The following is a 15,553-nucleotide window of genomic DNA, read 5'->3' as shown; positions in this document are numbered from 1 at the left end:
TTTTTGGCGCAGCACAGGTGCTGGGTGCGCCCCAAACCCGGCAAGGGTCGTTTACCCACGGCAGAACAGACCCCGTGGCCCTGACCGACCAGCGTGGCAGCGCACTGGACAGTGCCGCGCGTGAACTGAACGCGGATGACCTTGCCGCCGCCGCCCGCCATAATGACAAACCACTTGTGCTTGTGGGCTCTGCCCCCCTGTCTGCCAATGGTGCGAATATGGCACTGTTTGTGCAGGTGCAGGCAGCCAGCCTGTGCGGGTCTGCTGGCTGTTCGACAGATGTGTATGTCAAACGCAACGGGGCATGGACCAAGGTGCTGGATTCCGTAAGTGGCCCTATTGAGCTACTGCCCACAACGCATGGGGGCCTGCGCGATATTCTGGTCGATGGCTCGGACCGCTGGGTGTGGAAGAACAACACCTACGTGGATACGCTGGCGGCACCGGACGTGCCGGGGCTGAAGGCTTCGGTAGAGGAGCATCAGGCGCATATGGGCCAGCAGCCAGCAGGCCGCCTGTAACCCCATGGCACAAGATGAAGGCAGCATCCGGCTGACCGTAATCAAGACCGGGGCCACAATCGGGCTTACGGCCCTTCTGGTTTTTCTGCTGCGCTGGGTGCTGAGTGTTCTGCCCCGGTTTGATACCATGACCGGTGGACACACCGGGGGGGATGTTCTGCGTTTTCTGGCCTCCAACGGTCAGGCGCAGGTCCAGCAGACAGTTGCGGTTGTCATGATCGTGCTGTGCTTTGTGCTTGCTGTGTTGCTGGTGCATGGCATTGAGCGCCTGCTCCGCCGCAGGCGGGCCAGCCGCTAGGTCGGTGGCGGCGCGGGCTGGTGTTACGGCCAGCCCTGCCTGTGCACGCTCAGGTTATGGTGGTGGGGAGGGGGGATACGCCTTTGTCGGCTGCCTCCTGTGACCAGAAGAATGTCAGCTCGTGCTTGTTATGCGCCAGATGGGCGAGTGCCCCGCCGGGTATGGACTCAAAGGCGGCCACGGTTTCGTGGTCTGTTTCACCCTGAAACTTGACTGTCAGCACAATGTTCTTGGTCTGCCCCGAATCAATCCATGCTCGGGTCAGGCGTAGCAGGCGCTGGGGGTAGGCAATAATGTCGGAAAAAACCCAGTCCGTGGCGGGGAGCTGCTTTGGGTCCAGCCCAAATGCGCTGGCCTGCTGAAAGCTTACGCCCGGCATGGCCTCAACCGATGGAGCAAGCGGCGCGCGGTCAAACGCGGTTACCTGTGCGCCAAGGCTTGCCAGGGCCCATGTCCACCCACCTGGAGTGGCACCCAGATCATAACACCGCTCACCAGCAGCGGGCCAGCGGCCCAACCGGGTGCAGGCCTCCCAGAGCTTTAGGTAGGCGCGGGAGGGTGGGTCTGTCCGGTTTTCCACAAACTCCGGTGCGCCATTGACAAATGGACTGGTTTTTGTGGCCGAGAACAGCAGGGACGAAGTGTCCAGCAAGGTCCATGCCCCAAGCGGGCTGGTCGGTGCGGGGGTGGGGAAAACCAAGGGTGCTGCTTTGACCGGGGGCAGTTTTTGCACAATCAGCCCGGAGCGGCGGAAGTTGTCCACCGCATACAGGCTCCAGTTGCGCTGGATGGCGCGCAACGTGTCTGACGCATTGCGGATGGAGGTAATGCTGGCGCGTTGCGGGGCTGTCCATATATCCAGCGCCCAGGGGGAGTAGAGTGCTTTGTGGGTGGAAAGGGCAAGCATGCCATGCCACGCCATAACTTCTACTCCACGGAGCAGCAGGTCTTCTTGCAAAACGTGTTTAAGCCCGTCTGCTGCCAGCCATGCACCCTGTGTGGAGGTGCTCATGACCGGCGGACCCAGCCTGCGGCCAGCACCAGCCACGAAAGAATGAGCATGCCGCCGCCAATGGGCGCAATGTGGCTGCCATGGTGGCCGGTAAAGGCCGTGTTATACACACCGCCACAGAACATGAGCGTACCTGCCAGCACCCCCCAGCCCCCGGCAATGAGAATACGGTTGGTACGTTCGGCCAGCCCAAGCCCCAGAGCCAGCAGGGCTATGCCCTGCCACATCTGCATATCCATGGCGCTGCGTGCCATAATCCGCCCGCCCTCGGCAAAATGTGCATCGGGCAGGTGTGCGGTCAGGGCCCCCATAACGGTGCCTGTGGCAATAAGGAGCGCACCACAGATCCGCCATAGACGTGTCATAAAAGATCCGGTCAACATAAAGGGTTGTATAGGCGTGTCTGTGGCAAACGGAAATAGCGCTGCATGGCCAACCCTCAATTTTAGTCTTTGCAACGCCGGGTAAGGTGGTGCGTTTTGTGCGGATAAGAAACAAAGCCAGTGTTCGGGAGCCTGAGGTATGAGCATACGGATTGATAAAATTGTAACCCGTGGCGGGGATGGCGGGCAGACATCACTCGGCGATGGGTCACGCGTTACCAAGGATGACGTCCGTATAGAGGTGCTGGGAACACTGGATGAGATTAATGCGCTGGTTGGTCTGGTGCAGGCTCACACACCAGCGGGGGACAGCATTGCCCAGCAGTTAACGGCAGTGCAGAATCTGCTGTTTGATATGGGGGCGGATGTCTGCCTACCCGAAGATGGTCCCATGGCCGAGCGCGCCCATCGGGTGGAAGAAGCCGCCCTGCTGGTGCTTGAGCGCAGGATAGAGGAATTGCGGGCTCGCCAGTCCCCCCTTAACGGGTTTGTGCTGCCCGGTGGTTCCGTGCCCGCGGCAATGGCGCACATGACCCGCACACAGGTACGCAGGGCCGAGCGGCGCATGGTGGCTCTGTCGCGTGCAGAACGGGTTAACCCTGTTTTGCTGAAAATACTGAACAGATTATCCGATTACTTTTTTGTACTGGCCCGTCACTTCAATCATGACGGACAGACGGATGTTGTGTGGCAACCCGTGCCCAAAGGTGAAAAATAGCGCCACGCCGTACAACCCCTTGGAAAAAGAGGGGGCATATGGTAAGGACAACCCCAGCAGACATTGCCCTGTGTGGTAATGTGCAAAATACCCTGCTGCCGGTGCTGCGGCCATATCTCTGTTTTTATCAAACCATCGGGTCAAGGCCACAGTTGCATTGCATCTGTTCTGCCCGGGCGCATAAAAACACAATTGGTTTCCTGGCAGCTTTTAAACAGTCCATAAAATATCTGAAACGTGACATCTGAATTCATGAATACATCATCTTTTCTCTCCGCCCCCGTAGTGGACAGGGATCATGAGGAAGGGCTTGAAGAAGCGTCCATGCGCAATGCGCTTGAACGTATTGGGCATTCCGCCCGCCCCCGCTCATCTGCCGCTCCGCAACCCCGCCCCGCGGCCGAAAGCGCCAATAACAAGCGCCGCCGCTTTGTGCGTGATGGTGAGGTGCAGGTGGAAAAACACTCCCTCGCACGCACAACGCCGCGTACTGTTGCCGCTCCACGGATTGCAGGAACCTCCCGCGCCGTACATTTTAACGAAGAAGACAACAGCGAACTTTCCCGCCTGCGTCGCCAGCTGGCGGAAGAAAAACTGCGTGCAGAAGAAAGTGATCGCCAGTTGGCCGACATGCAGGCGGCCCAGCGCGGGTTGACCACACGCATCGGCCATGCGGACGCCCTGATTGCCGAGCAGAAAAACAAACTGGCCGAACGGGAAGCCGAACTGGCCCTTGCCGGGCGCGAAATTCGTGCCGGTCGCCGCCAGATGGAAGAACAGGAGGCCGAAATAGCTGCCCTGCGCCGCCAGCTGGACGCCAAACCCCGTGGCCGCCCCCGCAAGGAACCTGAAGTGGTTGAAGCAGAGGTCAGGGTGGAAGAGCCCCAGCCCGTTAAATGGTGGAAGGATTAATCCCTGACCTTGCGCCAAGGGGTTCCCCACCATGAAAAATAATACCGCCACACCTGCTCTGGCTCTGCTGGTTCTGGACGTGGCTCTGGGCGTGGCCTGTGTTGTGCTGCCCCCTGTTGTTATGGGCTTTGTCGGCCTGCTGCGCGATGTGTTTGGCGTGCTTGTGCTGCCATTCAGCTTTCTGTTCGGGCTGGCAGGCTGGTCGTCTGACATGTCCTCCCTTTCCAGTGTGCATGATGGCCTGTTGCCGCAGGCTACAAGCCACCCGCTTTATGCCGTTATGGCGGCTGCGGCACTGGGGGTTGGGGGTGTGTGTTCGGTTCTGGCCTGCAACACACCGCAAGGGGCCAGAGTTGAGCGGGCTGCGGCCCCTATACTCACGGGCCTTGCAATGATCATGGTGGGGTTTGACCCCGGCCTGATTGTTCTGCCCGCTTTTATTTTACAAATACTGTGCTTTTGGTATCCAACACTGTCTTTTTCTTCACGGGGGCAATAAAGCCTTTAGTCCGTGTGGGGCAGTGTTTGTGCCTGCATGGGTTGCAGGCCCGTGCCGGGATGGACCGAAGGCGTGGGCTTTAGCATGCCCCCGGTCCTGTAACGGATTATGCCTGAGCGGGGGGTAAAACCTTACCGGGGTTCATAAGGTCCTGCGGGTCCAGTGCCGCTTTAATCCGGCGCATGGTTTGCAGTTCCGCACCCCCACGCCAGGATGGCATCATGTAGGTTTTAAGCTGGCCGACCCCATGCTCGGCCGAGAAAGACCCGCCCAGCTTACGCACGATTTCGGCCACCGTATCCATCATGGCGTGGTCCTGCGCCAAAAATGCTGCGGGGTCCGCACCTTCGGGCTGCACCAGATTAAAGTGGATGTTGCCGTCGCCAATATGGCCAAAGGGCGCAACCCGAATACCCGGAATAAGGGTTTCGCAGGCTTTGGTGGCCGCTTCAATAAACTCCGGTATGGCTGCCAGTGGAACGGAGACATCGTTCTTGACCGATGCCCCTGCGCGTTTTTGTGCCTCGGCATGTTCTTCACGGATCATCCACAGGCTTTGGCGCTGGCTTTCGCTTTCAGCCAGAACGGCGTCTGTTACCAGCCCGTCTTCCAGTGCGCTACCCAGCACATCTTCCATCAGGCTGCGCAGGCTGTCATCGGCGCGGGGGCTGGCCAGTTCCACCAGCACATAGGCCGGGGCCGGGGCTTCCAGCGGCAGGGCGGCACCCTCAATCAGCGCATTGACCAGCGCCATGGACGTGCCGGACATGAACTCGAACGCATGAATGGCGGAGGGGTCCTGCTTGCGGAAGGCCGCAAACAGGTTGAGTGCACCCTGTGGGTTTTCCACTGCGCAAAGTGCCGTCTCGCGCGAGCGCGGGGCAGGCTGAAGCTGGATGACCGCCTGCGTAATAATGCCCAGAGTGCCTTCCGAACCAACCAGCAGCTGGCGCAGCGCATACCCTGTGTTGTCCTTGCGGAGCTTGCGCATCAGGTTGAGCACATTGCCATCGGGCAGCACGGCCTGTAGCCCCAGAGCCAGCTCGCGGGCATTGCCGTAGCGCACCGTGTTGTTGCCACCTGCATTGGTGGCCAGAATCCCGCCAATATCAGCCGACCCTTCGGACGAGATGGAAAGCGGGAGCAATAGCCCCTGAGCACTTGCCGCATCCTGTGCTGCTTTAAGGGTAACCCCTGCATCCACCGTCATGGTCAGGTCCGCATGGTCAATCGTGTGGATCTGGTTCATGCGGGTGGTGGAAATAACAACGGCCCGCCCGCTCGAATCCGGGGTTGCGCCCCCCACCATGCTGGTATTGCCTCCCTGTGGCACCATGGGCACATTGTGTGCGTGGCACAGGGCCACGGCTTTTGCACACTCCTCCGTGTTGGCCGGGCGTAGCACTGCGGCACAATGGCCGTGGTAGAGGGCGCGCCAGTCCACACAGAACGCCTCTGTATCCGCCGGGTTGGTCAGAACACCCGAAGGGCCAAGGATCTGCACCAGCGCATCATGTAAGGACGGGGGGAGGGGCGTTTGTGGCATGGCTCTGGTTTTCCCTGCAAAAGCACAAAAAGACAAAATTGAACGCGCGGTCGGGCGACCCGTTAGTAAAGATAATGGCTGTTGTCGGCCATGGTATGGGCCGGTGGTGGCGCAGGCCACAGGACATGCACGGCCTGAGACCCCGCAACCCCCACCAGCATGCCAACCAGCAGGCTAATGGCAATGGTGAGTGGCTTCTGGGTGCGTTTGGTGGCCTGAAGCGTTGCCAGATGGGTCTGGAGTTCCGCGCGGGATTTCTGGGTCAGGTAGAGTTCGGATTTAAGTGTTTCGTTCTGGGAATAGGCAACGCGCAGGTTGCGGTCCAGCCGGGTAATGCTGTCGGCCATTTCGCGCAGCTGCACGCGGTACTGGTCCGGCATGTCGGTTGTTTTGGCCTTGCTGGCAGAGGCCCGCGTGCCAGTCTGGCGGGTTGTGCTTTTGGCCTTGGATGGATTGACCGCAATGGTCTGGAACAGGTTTTTGAGCGCTCCCCCGGTTGTGCTGTTCTTGCGGGCACGGTTGCGCAGGGCCTGTAGGGCCGTGTCCGACTGGCCGGGGTTGTCTTCAAGCACAAGTGCCAGAATGTCCGACAGGATTTTGAGTTCCTTGGGATCAATCTCGGTCATGGTGCCATGTCTTCTGTTCCGTCCTGCGGACGGGGGGCTGCCGCGCGGTTCAGGCGGTCCTGTATGGCACGGCCCAGACCGTGCTGGGGTATGGGCTGCACGGCAATGCGGCGCAACCCAAGGGTCTGCCCTTCGCGGTCCAGTGTGCGCAGGCCGGTAAACAGCCTTGCCGCGGCTTCTTCCAGGTTCCCGGCAGCACTCAGGTTCCATGCCAGCGGGGCAAGGGTGGGGCGGGTGGCGCCAAATGCCAGCAGGGCCTCGTCCGGCTCGGCCTGCAAAGCGTTCAGCCGCACAGGCAGGTGCGGCGCGTAATGCGAGACCATGCGGCCGGGGGAATGTGGGGCCACATCACTTGTGGTTTGCGGCAGGCTTATGTGCGGGCAGATGGCAACAAGCTCTTCCAGCGTTATGCCACCGGGGCGCAGCAGGGTGGGGGTGTTCGGGTCTGTCAGGTCCACCACGGTACTTTCCACCCCCACGGTGCAGGGGCCACTGTCCAGCACGGCGTCTATCCGGCCGTCCAGTTCCTCCAGCACATGGGCTGCGTCCACGGGGCTGATGCGGCCGGAGCGGTTGGCCGAAGGAGCAGCTATGGGGCGGTCTGCCTGTTCCAGCAGTGCAAGGGCTGTGGCATTGGCGGGTACGCGCACGGCAAGGCTGGCAAGGCCATCTGCCGCCAGATCGCTAATGCTTGCCCCCGGTGCGCGGGGGAGAATGAGTGTAAGTGGCCCCGGCCAGAACGCCTGCGCCAGCCTGTGGGCCATGGCATTGGGCACCACCTGCGTAAACGCCGCCTGTGCATTGGCAAAATGGCTGATCAGCGGGTTAAAGCGCGGGCGGTTCTTGGCTTCAAAAATCCGGGCGACCGCCTGCGGCTGGCTGGCATCTGCCCCAAGGCCGTAAACGGTTTCCGTGCCAAAGGCCACAAGGCCGCCAGCCCGCAGAATGCTGGCAGCAGTGGCAATGCCGCTTTGGGTGGCATCCAGACGTCTGGTCATGGTGTTCTCATGGCAACAGGGCGCAATCCGTAGGCCGATCAGTGAGGCTGCAATGTTTTGGCAACAGGAGACCCCTGCGTAAAGGGGCTACGGTTGGCCTGCCCTGTTTATAGCGCTCCGGTACAGACAAAGGGAGGGTTTTTCCAGCCTGTTTTGCCATAAACAAGGGGGGAACCATCCAGTAGCGTAATCTGGCCACCCGCGGCTTCCACAATGGCCTGTGGGGCGGCTGTGTCCCACTCCATGGTGGGGCCGAGGCGGGGGTACAGATCAACCAGCCCTTCTGCCACGCGGGCAAACTTTACGGCTGACCCGATATTGCCCAGATGCGCAATTTTTTTGCCATTCAGGTATTCGGCCAGACGGGTGTCATCCGCATGATGGCGGGATGCCAGAACGCTCAGTCCCTCAGCAGGAGCCGTGCGGACATGAATGGCCTGTAGCCCGTTTTTGTCCAGCCGGTGCGCGCCCAGACCCACGCCCCCCGTGTAAAGCTGGTGATAGGCTGGCAGGGCCATCGCCCCCAGTGCGGCATGGCCATTGCGCACAAGGCCGATATTGACGGTAAAATCGTCCCGCCCGGCGGCAAACTCCCGCGTGCCGTCCAGCGGGTCCACCAGCCAGTAGGCTGGGGTGGCATAGGCTTGCAGGCCTGCGGCAACTTCTTCTTCCGCAATAACGGGAATATCGGGTGTGGCCGCGCGCAGCCCGCGCAGAATATGGGCCTCTGCCGCGTGGTCCGCCTCCGTTACGGGGGAGGAGTCGGTTTTGGTCACGGTCTCAAAACCCCGCGTGCGAATGGTGCGGATGATTTCGGCGGCTTCGTTGGCCAGTCTGGCGGCAAGGGCCAGCAGGTCTGTATCTGCAAGGGTGCTCATGAACCTAGCATACGCCAGCTTGGGGCCGCCGTCATGCCCTGTGGTGGGGTGTTGGTGTTTATCGTGCAATCGGGGCGTGGGGGCGGCTCTGGCTATTGCCAAGACAGGGTGGGGGACTTAGGCAGAATAGATGTGGTTTTCAGGGAGATTGGTCAAATCATGCTACAGATTTCATTTTCCACCCAGGTAGAGTCCACGGCAGGCGCGCTGGCCATTCTGGTGCCCGAAGGGGATGCGCACCCAACTGTTTTTCAGAACTTTGATGCTGCAACGCAGGGCGCTCTCAGCCGTGCGGCCAAGGCAGAGGGGTTTAAGGGCAAGGGCGGCACAAGCTGTGTTGTGCTGGCACCATCTGACAGTTTTGAACGTATTGTGCTGGTCGGCATTGGCAAAGCTGGTGATGTGGACGCATGGGTGGCGGAAAAGGCAGGCGGGCTTGCGGCCTCCCTGCTGGCGCGTGCGCCAAAAGCGGCTGTGGCTGTAGGCGATCTTTCTGGCGCGCTGGCGGCCCATGTGGCTTTGGGTGCCGTGCTGGGTGCCTACCATTTTGGCCTCTACCAGACCAAAAAAGAAGACGACAAAAAACACCAGCTGGCCGAACTGTCCGTGCTGGGCGCGCATGTGGGTGCGGCGGAGGAACTCTGGCCGTCCCTGCAGGCCGTTGCCCGCGGCGTTGTGCTAACGCGTGATCTGGTGAGCGAACCGGCCAATGTGCTTAACCCGGTCGAGTTTGCCGAGCGCGCCACAACCCTGCGTGCGCATGGGCTGGAGGTAGAGGTGCTTGACGTTGCCGCCATGACCGAGCTGGGCTTTGGGGCCCTGCTGGGTGTGGCGCAGGGGAGTGCTAACGAGCCGCGTACAGTGGTCATGCGCTGGAATGGCGGCAAGGAAGGGGACGCCCCCGTAGCCTTTATTGGCAAGGGCGTGACCTTTGACTCGGGTGGTATTTCCATCAAGCCCGCAGCCGGCATGGAAGACATGAAGTGGGATATGGCCGGTGCCGCAACGGTAACCGGGCTTATGGCCTCGCTTGCGCTGCGCAAGGCCCCGGTTAATGCCGTGGGTGTTGTGGGGCTGGTGGAAAACATGGTGTCCGGCACGGCCCAGCGTCCGGGGGATGTGGTGCGCAGCGCCTCTGGCCAGACAATTGAGGTGCTCAATACCGATGCCGAGGGCCGTCTGGTTCTGGCCGATGTGCTGTGGTACGCGCGGGACCGGTTTGCTCCGCGCCTTATGGTGGACCTTGCAACCCTGACCGGGGCGATCATTGTGGGGCTTGGCCACGAATACGCGGGTCTGTTCTCCAATGATGATGATCTGGCCGTGGGGCTGGCTGATGCCGGTGCCTTTACGGGCGAAAAGCTGTGGCGCATGCCTTTGGGCAAGGAATACGATGCCCTGCTGAAGTCCGATATTGCGGATATGCAGAACATTAGCGGTGGCCGGGCTGGTGGTTCTATTACCGCAGCACAGTTCCTCAAGCGCTTTGTGGGGGAAACCCCTTGGGCGCATCTGGATATTGCCGGAGTTGCCTGGGCCAGCAAGGCCAAAAACGGTCAGCCCAAAGGGGCAACCGGCTTTGGTGTGCGCCTGCTTGACCGCTTTGTGCGTAACGGGTTTGAGCAGGGCTGAGCATTTCTGCTTCCGCCTGCCCGGTTATACGGGCAGGCGGTTTTTTAGCGGGCGCGCTTCCAGCCCTTATCTTCCTGCCGCCAGTATGCAAGGTCATGTCCCGCTTTGTGGGCCTGTGCCCAGCGTGCACGGGCGGCGGTAACTGCACTTTCGTCATGCCCGTCAAACAGGTCGAATATCCGCTCAAAGCGGGCCGGGTCCGCGCAGTGCCGGTTGTGCGTTAAAAACAGAAAACGCGCCTCGTTCGGGCAGTCATCCCCAGTGCTCAGCCATATGGGTTGCAGGTCGGGGCAGGCTATGCCCGCACTGCCATGGGGCAGCCAGCGCGGGGTGGCAATCTGCCAAAGCGTTTTGTCCAGCTCATCCAGCGCGGGTTTGTCCGTGCACCACACAACCGCTTTCTGTCCACTGTCCAGCGTGCGGGTCAGCAGCATGGGCAAGGCTTCTGTCAGGCTGGTACGGGTCAGGTGGTAAAAGCCGATCTGGGTCATATATCCACTATAACAGTCTTGCCATGGGGCGGAACAGAGCATGGTCCTGCGCTGTTTTATGCTGCCTGATGGTCCGAGGATACAAGGAGAAACCCGCAATGGTCCAAACCATAACCCTGCCAGATGGCACAATCCTGCCCGCACTGGGCGCAGGCACATGGAATATGGGCGATACCCCTGCCCGCAGGGAGGAGGAGATAGCAAGCCTGCGTTATGCGGTGGAGCAGGGCATACAGGTCGTGGATACGGCGGAAATGTACGGCAATGGCCGGTCGGAAAAACTGGTGGGGGAGGCCATAGCCCCTATGCGTGAACAGGTTTTTCTGGTCAGCAAGGTGCTGCCGAGCAATGCTTCCGCCCAAGGGGTTGCGCAAAGCTGCCGCCGTTCGCTCAAACATCTGGGTACAGACAGGCTGGACCTGTACCTCCTGCACTGGCGCGGCAGCGTGCCACTGGCCGAAACCGTGGAGGCCTTCCGCACCCTCCAGCGCGAAGGGCTGATCCGCTACTGGGGTGTTTCCAACTTTGATACTGACGATATGCGTGACCTTGAAGGCTGCTCCCGGCCCGGGGAGTGCGCGGCCAATCAGGTGCTGTACAGTCTGGAACACCGGGGCGTGGAGTATGACCTGCTACAGGCGGACAGGCAGCGCAGGGTTGTGACCATGGCTTATTCCCCCATAGGGCAGGGGGGTGCGCTGCTGGCCCATCCTGCGCTGGCGCGGGTGGCGGCGCGGCATACAACATCGCTTGGTGCGGCAACGCCTGCGCAGGTTGCGCTGGCCTGGGTGCTGCGCCAGCCCAATGTGCTTGCCATTCCCAAGGCAGGCAGCCCTGCGCATATGCGCCTTAACGTAGCTGCGGCAGAACTCAGGCTGGCGCCGCAGGATCTGGCGGAACTGGATGCTGCCTTTGCGCCCCCAGCCAGTAAGGAGCCACTGGCCATGATCTGATGGTCATGGCTGGTTCTGCGCTACACGGCCAGATGGCGGGTTTAATGGAACCCGCCATCCTCTGATAAAGGGCGCAGGCCGACATGGATGATCAGCGTTTGCGGGTGGGCGTTACGCATGATGGCCAAGGCGGCCTCGCTCCCCGGTTTGGCGGCAGCAATGGCACGGATCATGGCGCGGGCGGTATCCACATGCTCCCCGTTGAGCATGGTAATAACATCGCCTTTGCGGAGCCCGCCATGCGCTGCGGGGCTGTTGCGGTCCACCTCGGTAACCTTGGCGCCATTGTGGGTCAGAACATCATCTAGCGTTGCACCCAGCCAGCCACGGTCTATATGCCCGGTCTGGCGCAGGGTTTCCACAATGGGAATCACAATTTCGGACGGAATGGAAAACCCGAGCCCCACAGACCCCCCTGTGGGGGAAACAATGGCGGTGTTGAGTGCCACAACCTGCCCGGCAAGGTTAAAGGTCGGGCCACCGGAGTTGCCGGGGTTTATGGGCGCATCAAGCTGCAAAAAGTCATCAAACGGGCTGCTTCCTATATCGCGCCCACGGGCGGAGACTATGCCAGCGGTTACGGAAGAACCCAGACCAAACGGGTTACCCGCCGCCATAATCCAGTCCCCTACCTGTACCTGTCGGCTATCTCCCCATTCCACATAGGGCAGGGCCTCGGGGCTGGTAATTTTGATAACGGCAATATCTGTCAGCGGGTCCATGCCCACCAGCGTTGCCGTAAACTCCTTACCGCTGACGAGTGAAACGGTAATGGTGTCCGCATCTTCCACCACATGGCCGTTGGTTACGATAAAACCGCTGGGGTCGATCAAAAAACCGGACCCGGCCTCCAGCAGTTCATCCCCATGGTGGCGCATGCGCTCGCGGTAACGCCGCTCCAATGGTGTGCCTTTAACGGAGGAGGGAAGCTTGTGATGGCTGTCTGCGGCAAAATCATCCCGCGTGACGGCAATATTGACCACGGCAGGCACAACCTTGCGCACAAGCGGGGCAAAGCTGACCGGGCCAGAGGTTACAAGGGGTGTGGCAGGCGCAAAGGAAGGCAGCGTGCCAGCGCGGGCTTCTCCGGTGCTCAAGAGCGGTGTGCAACACAGATAGGCCACGGCCACACAGGGCAGGCCTTGCAACAGTCTGTTCATAAGGTGCGGTGCCATGGAGCCAAGCATATGAACTTTAGGCCATGTTTGGCGCAGTTGCGCAACCATGCTGCTGACCCGAACCCTTTTTTCCTGTGCTTTTTCACATCGCGGGGGCGCAGAGGCGGGTGCAATGCCAGCCCTGCGGTTACGGCCCTGCCATATTGGGGCTGGGTTGGGGGCATATGTCGCACAAGTTTGCAGGGCTCTGGGACTGGTGCCTGTAGGCGATGCCCCCATGGGATTGGGGCAGCTTTGCCCTAGCTTGGGCGCGTGCGCGGTTTTGCCGGGGCAAGGGCCGGGTTTTCGGGCCAGTCGTGGCGGGGGTAGCGGCCGCGCATATCCCTGCGCATATCCGCCCATCCCCCTTGCCAGAACCCGCCAATGTCCGCCGTAATGGCCTGTGGCCGCCCGGCGGGGGAAAGAAGAGCCAGCCGCAGGGGTGCCCGCCCGCCTGCCAGTAGAGGCGTTTGTTCCGTGCCATAAAAAACCTGCGCACGGGCCGAGGCCACGGGTACGGGCTGGGTGTAATCCACCTCTGCCCGTCCACCGGGGAAGGGGAGGTGGGTTGGCAGTTCCCGCTCCAGCCACTGGTACTGGGTGTATGTCAGCAGGTTGCGCAGCAGGGTGTGCACATCCAGTTCCTTCATGGCCGCAACGGAGTTGCGGCCTTCCATATAAGGGGCCAGCCAGTCCGCCACAGTCTGCGCCAGAGCCGGGGAGGAAAAATCGGGCCAGACTGGTTCTTCCTCCTGCGTGCTGCCAGCGGATTCTGGCGTGGTGTGCACGCTCCGGGCCAGAGCAACACGGGCCTGCAACTGCTTTACGGCCTCTGTCCAGTTCAGGGCGTTTTCCAGGTTGTCGCGCACATGGACCAGCAGAAGGGCTGCGGCTTCCTCCGGCTTAACTTTTTCGGTTCTGTCCTTGAGCACAAGGCAGCCAATGCGTGTGCGCCTGCGGGCCAGAATATTGCCAGATACGGGGTCGAGCGTGGTTTCAACCTGCTCCTGCGTACGGGCCAGCAGGGTGGGGGGCAGGTCGTTCAGGTCCAGCGGTGCTGCCAGCCGTATTTCGGCGGCGGTGCGCAGGTGTAGCCCGGCCACGGCCAGCAGGCGGTGGGGGCTTAGTCCATCATCACGCCGGAGGCGCGCATTGCTGCCATTGGCCAGCCGGTAGCTGCCCGGTTCGCCCCGGCATAGGGCTATCCGGTCAGGGAAGCCTGCGGCCAGCAGGGCGGCAGGGTTGCCCTGTGCAGGCAGGTGCTGGGGAACATTCAGCCGGGAGCGGAACCGCTTTGCCGCCAGCCGTATGCGGCTCAGGGCGGCGCGGTCTGCATCGGGGTGGTCTTCGCCTGCAATCAGGTCCAGCCTTAGCCCGATATCGGCAGGGGGTGTTATGGGGGGCTTGCCGTGGGCTGCGTGGCGTGGGCGCAGGGGGTCACGCTCTTCAAGCAGGGCGGCAAGGTCGGCTGCCATGGCGGCCTCCTCCCCTGTGCGTGCAGCTAAAAGCATGGCGGCAAGGCGGGGGTGTGTGCCAAGCTGGGCCATGCGTTTGCCAAGTGGGGTAATATGCCCCGCCTGATCCAGCGCTCCCAGCTGTTCCAGCAGCTCCCGCGCGGCGGCAACCGCGCTGCCGGGGGGCTGGTCGGGCAGGGGTAACGGCTCACTTGTTCCAACCGTATCAGCCCACAGGGCTGTGGCCAGAACATAATCTGCCAGATCAGCTTCCAGAATTTCGGGGCGGTCATGCTGGGGCATGGCGCGCTGTGTGCTGGCGCTCCACAGGCAATAGGCCGTGCCCGGTGCCTCACGCCCTGCGCGGCCGGCCCGCTGGCGTGCTGCCGCGCGGGAAATACGCAGTGTATCCAGGCGGGAAAGCCCGGCCCCGGCATCAAACCGTGGCGCGCGGCGGTAACCGCAATCCACCACCACACGCACACCCGGTACGGTCAGCGATGTTTCCGCAATGGATGTGGCCAGAATAACGCGGCGCTCCCCGTTATCGGCCGGACGTAGCACACGGGCCTGTTCTGCGGGGTGCAACTCCCCATGCAGGGGCAGGACAGTCGCACTGATGCCGTCCAGCAACTGGGCGGTGCGCCGGATTTCTCCCGTGCCGGGCAAAAAGGCCAGAATATCCCCCGTGGTTTCCGCCAGTGCCTGCCGTATGCCCGCAGCCGTGGCGGGGGCTATGTCACGCAGGGTGGGAATGTCCTTTTTGGCATGGTGGACTTCCAGCGCGAACATGCGGCCTTCGCTGGTCAGCACGGGGGCGTTCATCAGGCTGGCCAGCCGTTCGGTTTCGGCGGTGGCGGACATGGCGACAAGCCGCAGGTCTGGCCGCAGGGTGCGTTGCAGGTCCAGGCAGAACGCAAGGGCGAGATCCGCCTCCAGGGAACGTTCATGCACCTCGTCCAGAATAACGCAGGCGACATCCTCCAGCATGGGGTCCCCCAGCAGGCGGCGCAGGAACAGTCCTTCGGTCAGTACCTCAATACGGGTGCGGGCAGAAACGGCGCTGTCTATGCGGGTGCGGTAGCCCACAAACCCGCCAGCCTCTTCCCCCATCAGGCTGGCAATGCGCTGGGCGGCGGCGCGGGCAGCCAGCCTGCGGGGTTCGAGCATGATAATCCGCCCGCTCTCGCCCCGCCACGCGCTGGCTGCCAGCACAGGGGGAATGGACGTGGTTTTGCCTGCCCCCGGAGGTGCCACCACAATGGCGCTGGCAGGGCGCTCGGCTGTGGGCTCTGCCGCCAGAACCGCGCGCAGCTGGGGGAGAATCTCCTTAACCGGCAGTCCGTTTGCAATGTCATCAGGGTCGGGAAAAAGGGTCTGGGGCATCGTGCCGCCTTTTATGCTGTTCTGGCGGGCTGGCTGCACGGTTGCTCACATCCCCCATGACCTTTGTGGTGCATGGGGGCAGGCCAGAT

Annotated in this window: 16 protein-coding genes; 7 read left to right on the top strand and 9 right to left on the bottom strand. The window is 61.7% G+C overall.

The annotated features are described in order from the left end of the window. Positions 1 to 17 precede the first annotated feature (17 nt). Together GOB83_RS02480 and GOB83_RS02475 are read left to right on the top strand one after the other, a co-directional pair. Complete coding sequence (locus tag GOB83_RS02480) at positions 18 to 521, top strand: hypothetical protein (protein ID WP_086645381.1); 504 nt, start codon at positions 18 to 20, stop codon at positions 519 to 521. A gap of 4 nt (positions 522 to 525) precedes the next feature. Continuing rightward, positions 526 to 819: a hypothetical protein gene (locus GOB83_RS02475; protein ID WP_165925129.1), complete on the top strand. Its 294-nt coding sequence runs from the start codon at positions 526 to 528 to the stop codon at positions 817 to 819. Positions 820 to 868: 49 nt separating this feature from the next. Here the strand turns inward: GOB83_RS02475 and GOB83_RS02470 are convergent, their stop codons facing one another. Both GOB83_RS02470 and GOB83_RS02465 read right to left on the bottom strand, forming a co-directional pair. Beyond that, positions 869 to 1,831 carry an SAM-dependent methyltransferase gene (locus tag GOB83_RS02470; RefSeq protein WP_165925128.1) on the bottom strand — a complete coding sequence of 321 codons (963 nt, stop codon included), beginning with the start codon at positions 1,829 to 1,831 and terminating at the stop codon, positions 869 to 871. After that, positions 1,828 to 2,196 carry a DUF423 domain-containing protein gene (locus GOB83_RS02465; RefSeq protein WP_242005686.1) on the bottom strand — a complete coding sequence of 123 codons (369 nt, stop codon included), beginning with the start codon at positions 2,194 to 2,196 and terminating at the stop codon, positions 1,828 to 1,830. Before GOB83_RS02465 ends, GOB83_RS02470 begins: the two co-directional genes overlap by 4 nt. Before the next feature lie 157 nt (positions 2,197 to 2,353). On the opposite strand from GOB83_RS02465, the gene GOB83_RS02460 reads away from it, so the two are divergent. From GOB83_RS02460 to GOB83_RS02450, 3 genes are all read left to right on the top strand, one after another. Continuing rightward, positions 2,354 to 2,932: a cob(I)yrinic acid a,c-diamide adenosyltransferase gene (locus GOB83_RS02460; RefSeq protein ID WP_086645245.1), complete on the top strand. Its 579-nt coding sequence runs from the start codon at positions 2,354 to 2,356 to the stop codon at positions 2,930 to 2,932. Between the two features lie 252 nt (positions 2,933 to 3,184). Continuing rightward, positions 3,185 to 3,844, top strand: coding sequence for a coiled-coil domain-containing protein (locus tag GOB83_RS02455; protein ID WP_086645382.1), 660 nt, complete (start codon positions 3,185 to 3,187; stop codon positions 3,842 to 3,844). A gap of 31 nt (positions 3,845 to 3,875) precedes the next feature. Beyond that, complete coding sequence (locus GOB83_RS02450; protein WP_086645247.1) at positions 3,876 to 4,343, top strand: hypothetical protein; 468 nt, start codon at positions 3,876 to 3,878, stop codon at positions 4,341 to 4,343. A 106-nt stretch (positions 4,344 to 4,449) separates the two neighbouring features. Here the strand turns inward: GOB83_RS02450 and GOB83_RS02445 are convergent, their stop codons facing one another. The 4 genes from GOB83_RS02445 to cysQ all read right to left on the bottom strand — a co-directional run bounded on the left by GOB83_RS02445 (position 4,450) and on the right by cysQ (position 8,391). Then, positions 4,450 to 5,889 (bottom strand): FAD-binding oxidoreductase, encoded by a 1,440-nt coding sequence (locus GOB83_RS02445; RefSeq protein ID WP_165925126.1) that lies wholly within the window; start codon positions 5,887 to 5,889, stop codon positions 4,450 to 4,452. A gap of 62 nt (positions 5,890 to 5,951) precedes the next feature. After that, positions 5,952 to 6,515, bottom strand: a complete 564-nt coding sequence (locus GOB83_RS02440) for a hypothetical protein (RefSeq protein WP_165925125.1) — start codon at positions 6,513 to 6,515, stop codon at positions 5,952 to 5,954. Next, a complete protein-coding gene (locus GOB83_RS02435; protein WP_165925124.1) occupies positions 6,512 to 7,513 on the bottom strand; it encodes an L-threonylcarbamoyladenylate synthase in 1,002 nt (333 codons plus the stop codon). The genes GOB83_RS02440 and GOB83_RS02435 overlap by 4 nt, the downstream gene beginning before the upstream one ends. A 107-nt stretch (positions 7,514 to 7,620) precedes the next feature. Continuing rightward, positions 7,621 to 8,391, bottom strand: coding sequence for a 3'(2'),5'-bisphosphate nucleotidase CysQ (cysQ, locus tag GOB83_RS02430; protein WP_165925123.1), 771 nt, complete (start codon positions 8,389 to 8,391; stop codon positions 7,621 to 7,623). Positions 8,392 to 8,550: 159 nt separating this feature from the next. Here cysQ and GOB83_RS02425 point away from each other — a divergent pair, with 159 nt between their 5' ends. After that, positions 8,551 to 10,023 (top strand): leucyl aminopeptidase, encoded by a 1,473-nt coding sequence (locus GOB83_RS02425; RefSeq protein ID WP_165925122.1) that lies wholly within the window; start codon positions 8,551 to 8,553, stop codon positions 10,021 to 10,023. A gap of 44 nt (positions 10,024 to 10,067) precedes the next feature. Here GOB83_RS02425 and GOB83_RS02420 read toward each other — a convergent pair whose 3' ends face one another. After that, the gene (locus GOB83_RS02420; protein WP_165925121.1) at positions 10,068 to 10,514 is read right to left on the bottom strand and encodes a DNA polymerase III subunit chi; all 447 of its coding nucleotides are present in this window, start codon (positions 10,512 to 10,514) and stop codon (positions 10,068 to 10,070) included. Between the two features lie 98 nt (positions 10,515 to 10,612). On the opposite strand from GOB83_RS02420, the gene GOB83_RS02415 reads away from it, so the two are divergent. Further along, on the top strand, positions 10,613 to 11,467 hold the full coding sequence (locus tag GOB83_RS02415; protein WP_165925120.1) for an aldo/keto reductase: 855 nt from the start codon (positions 10,613 to 10,615) through the stop codon (positions 11,465 to 11,467). A 41-nt stretch (positions 11,468 to 11,508) separates the two neighbouring features. Here the strand turns inward: GOB83_RS02415 and GOB83_RS02410 are convergent, their stop codons facing one another. Further along, positions 11,509 to 12,627 (bottom strand): S1C family serine protease, encoded by a 1,119-nt coding sequence (locus GOB83_RS02410; protein WP_165925119.1) that lies wholly within the window; start codon positions 12,625 to 12,627, stop codon positions 11,509 to 11,511. Positions 12,628 to 12,884: 257 nt separating this feature from the next. Beyond that, entirely contained in the window at positions 12,885 to 15,464 is a 2,580-nt protein-coding gene (gene hrpB, locus GOB83_RS02405) for an ATP-dependent helicase HrpB (protein ID WP_165925118.1), read from the bottom strand. Positions 15,465 to 15,553 lie beyond the last annotated feature (89 nt).

Origin of the sequence: Acetobacter fabarum (assembly GCF_011516925.1) — a bacterium.
GTDB classification, from domain to species: domain Bacteria; phylum Pseudomonadota; class Alphaproteobacteria; order Acetobacterales; family Acetobacteraceae; genus Acetobacter; species Acetobacter fabarum.
Note: the sequence above shows the minus strand (reverse complement) of the source record. Positions and strands in the feature narration are given on the sequence as shown.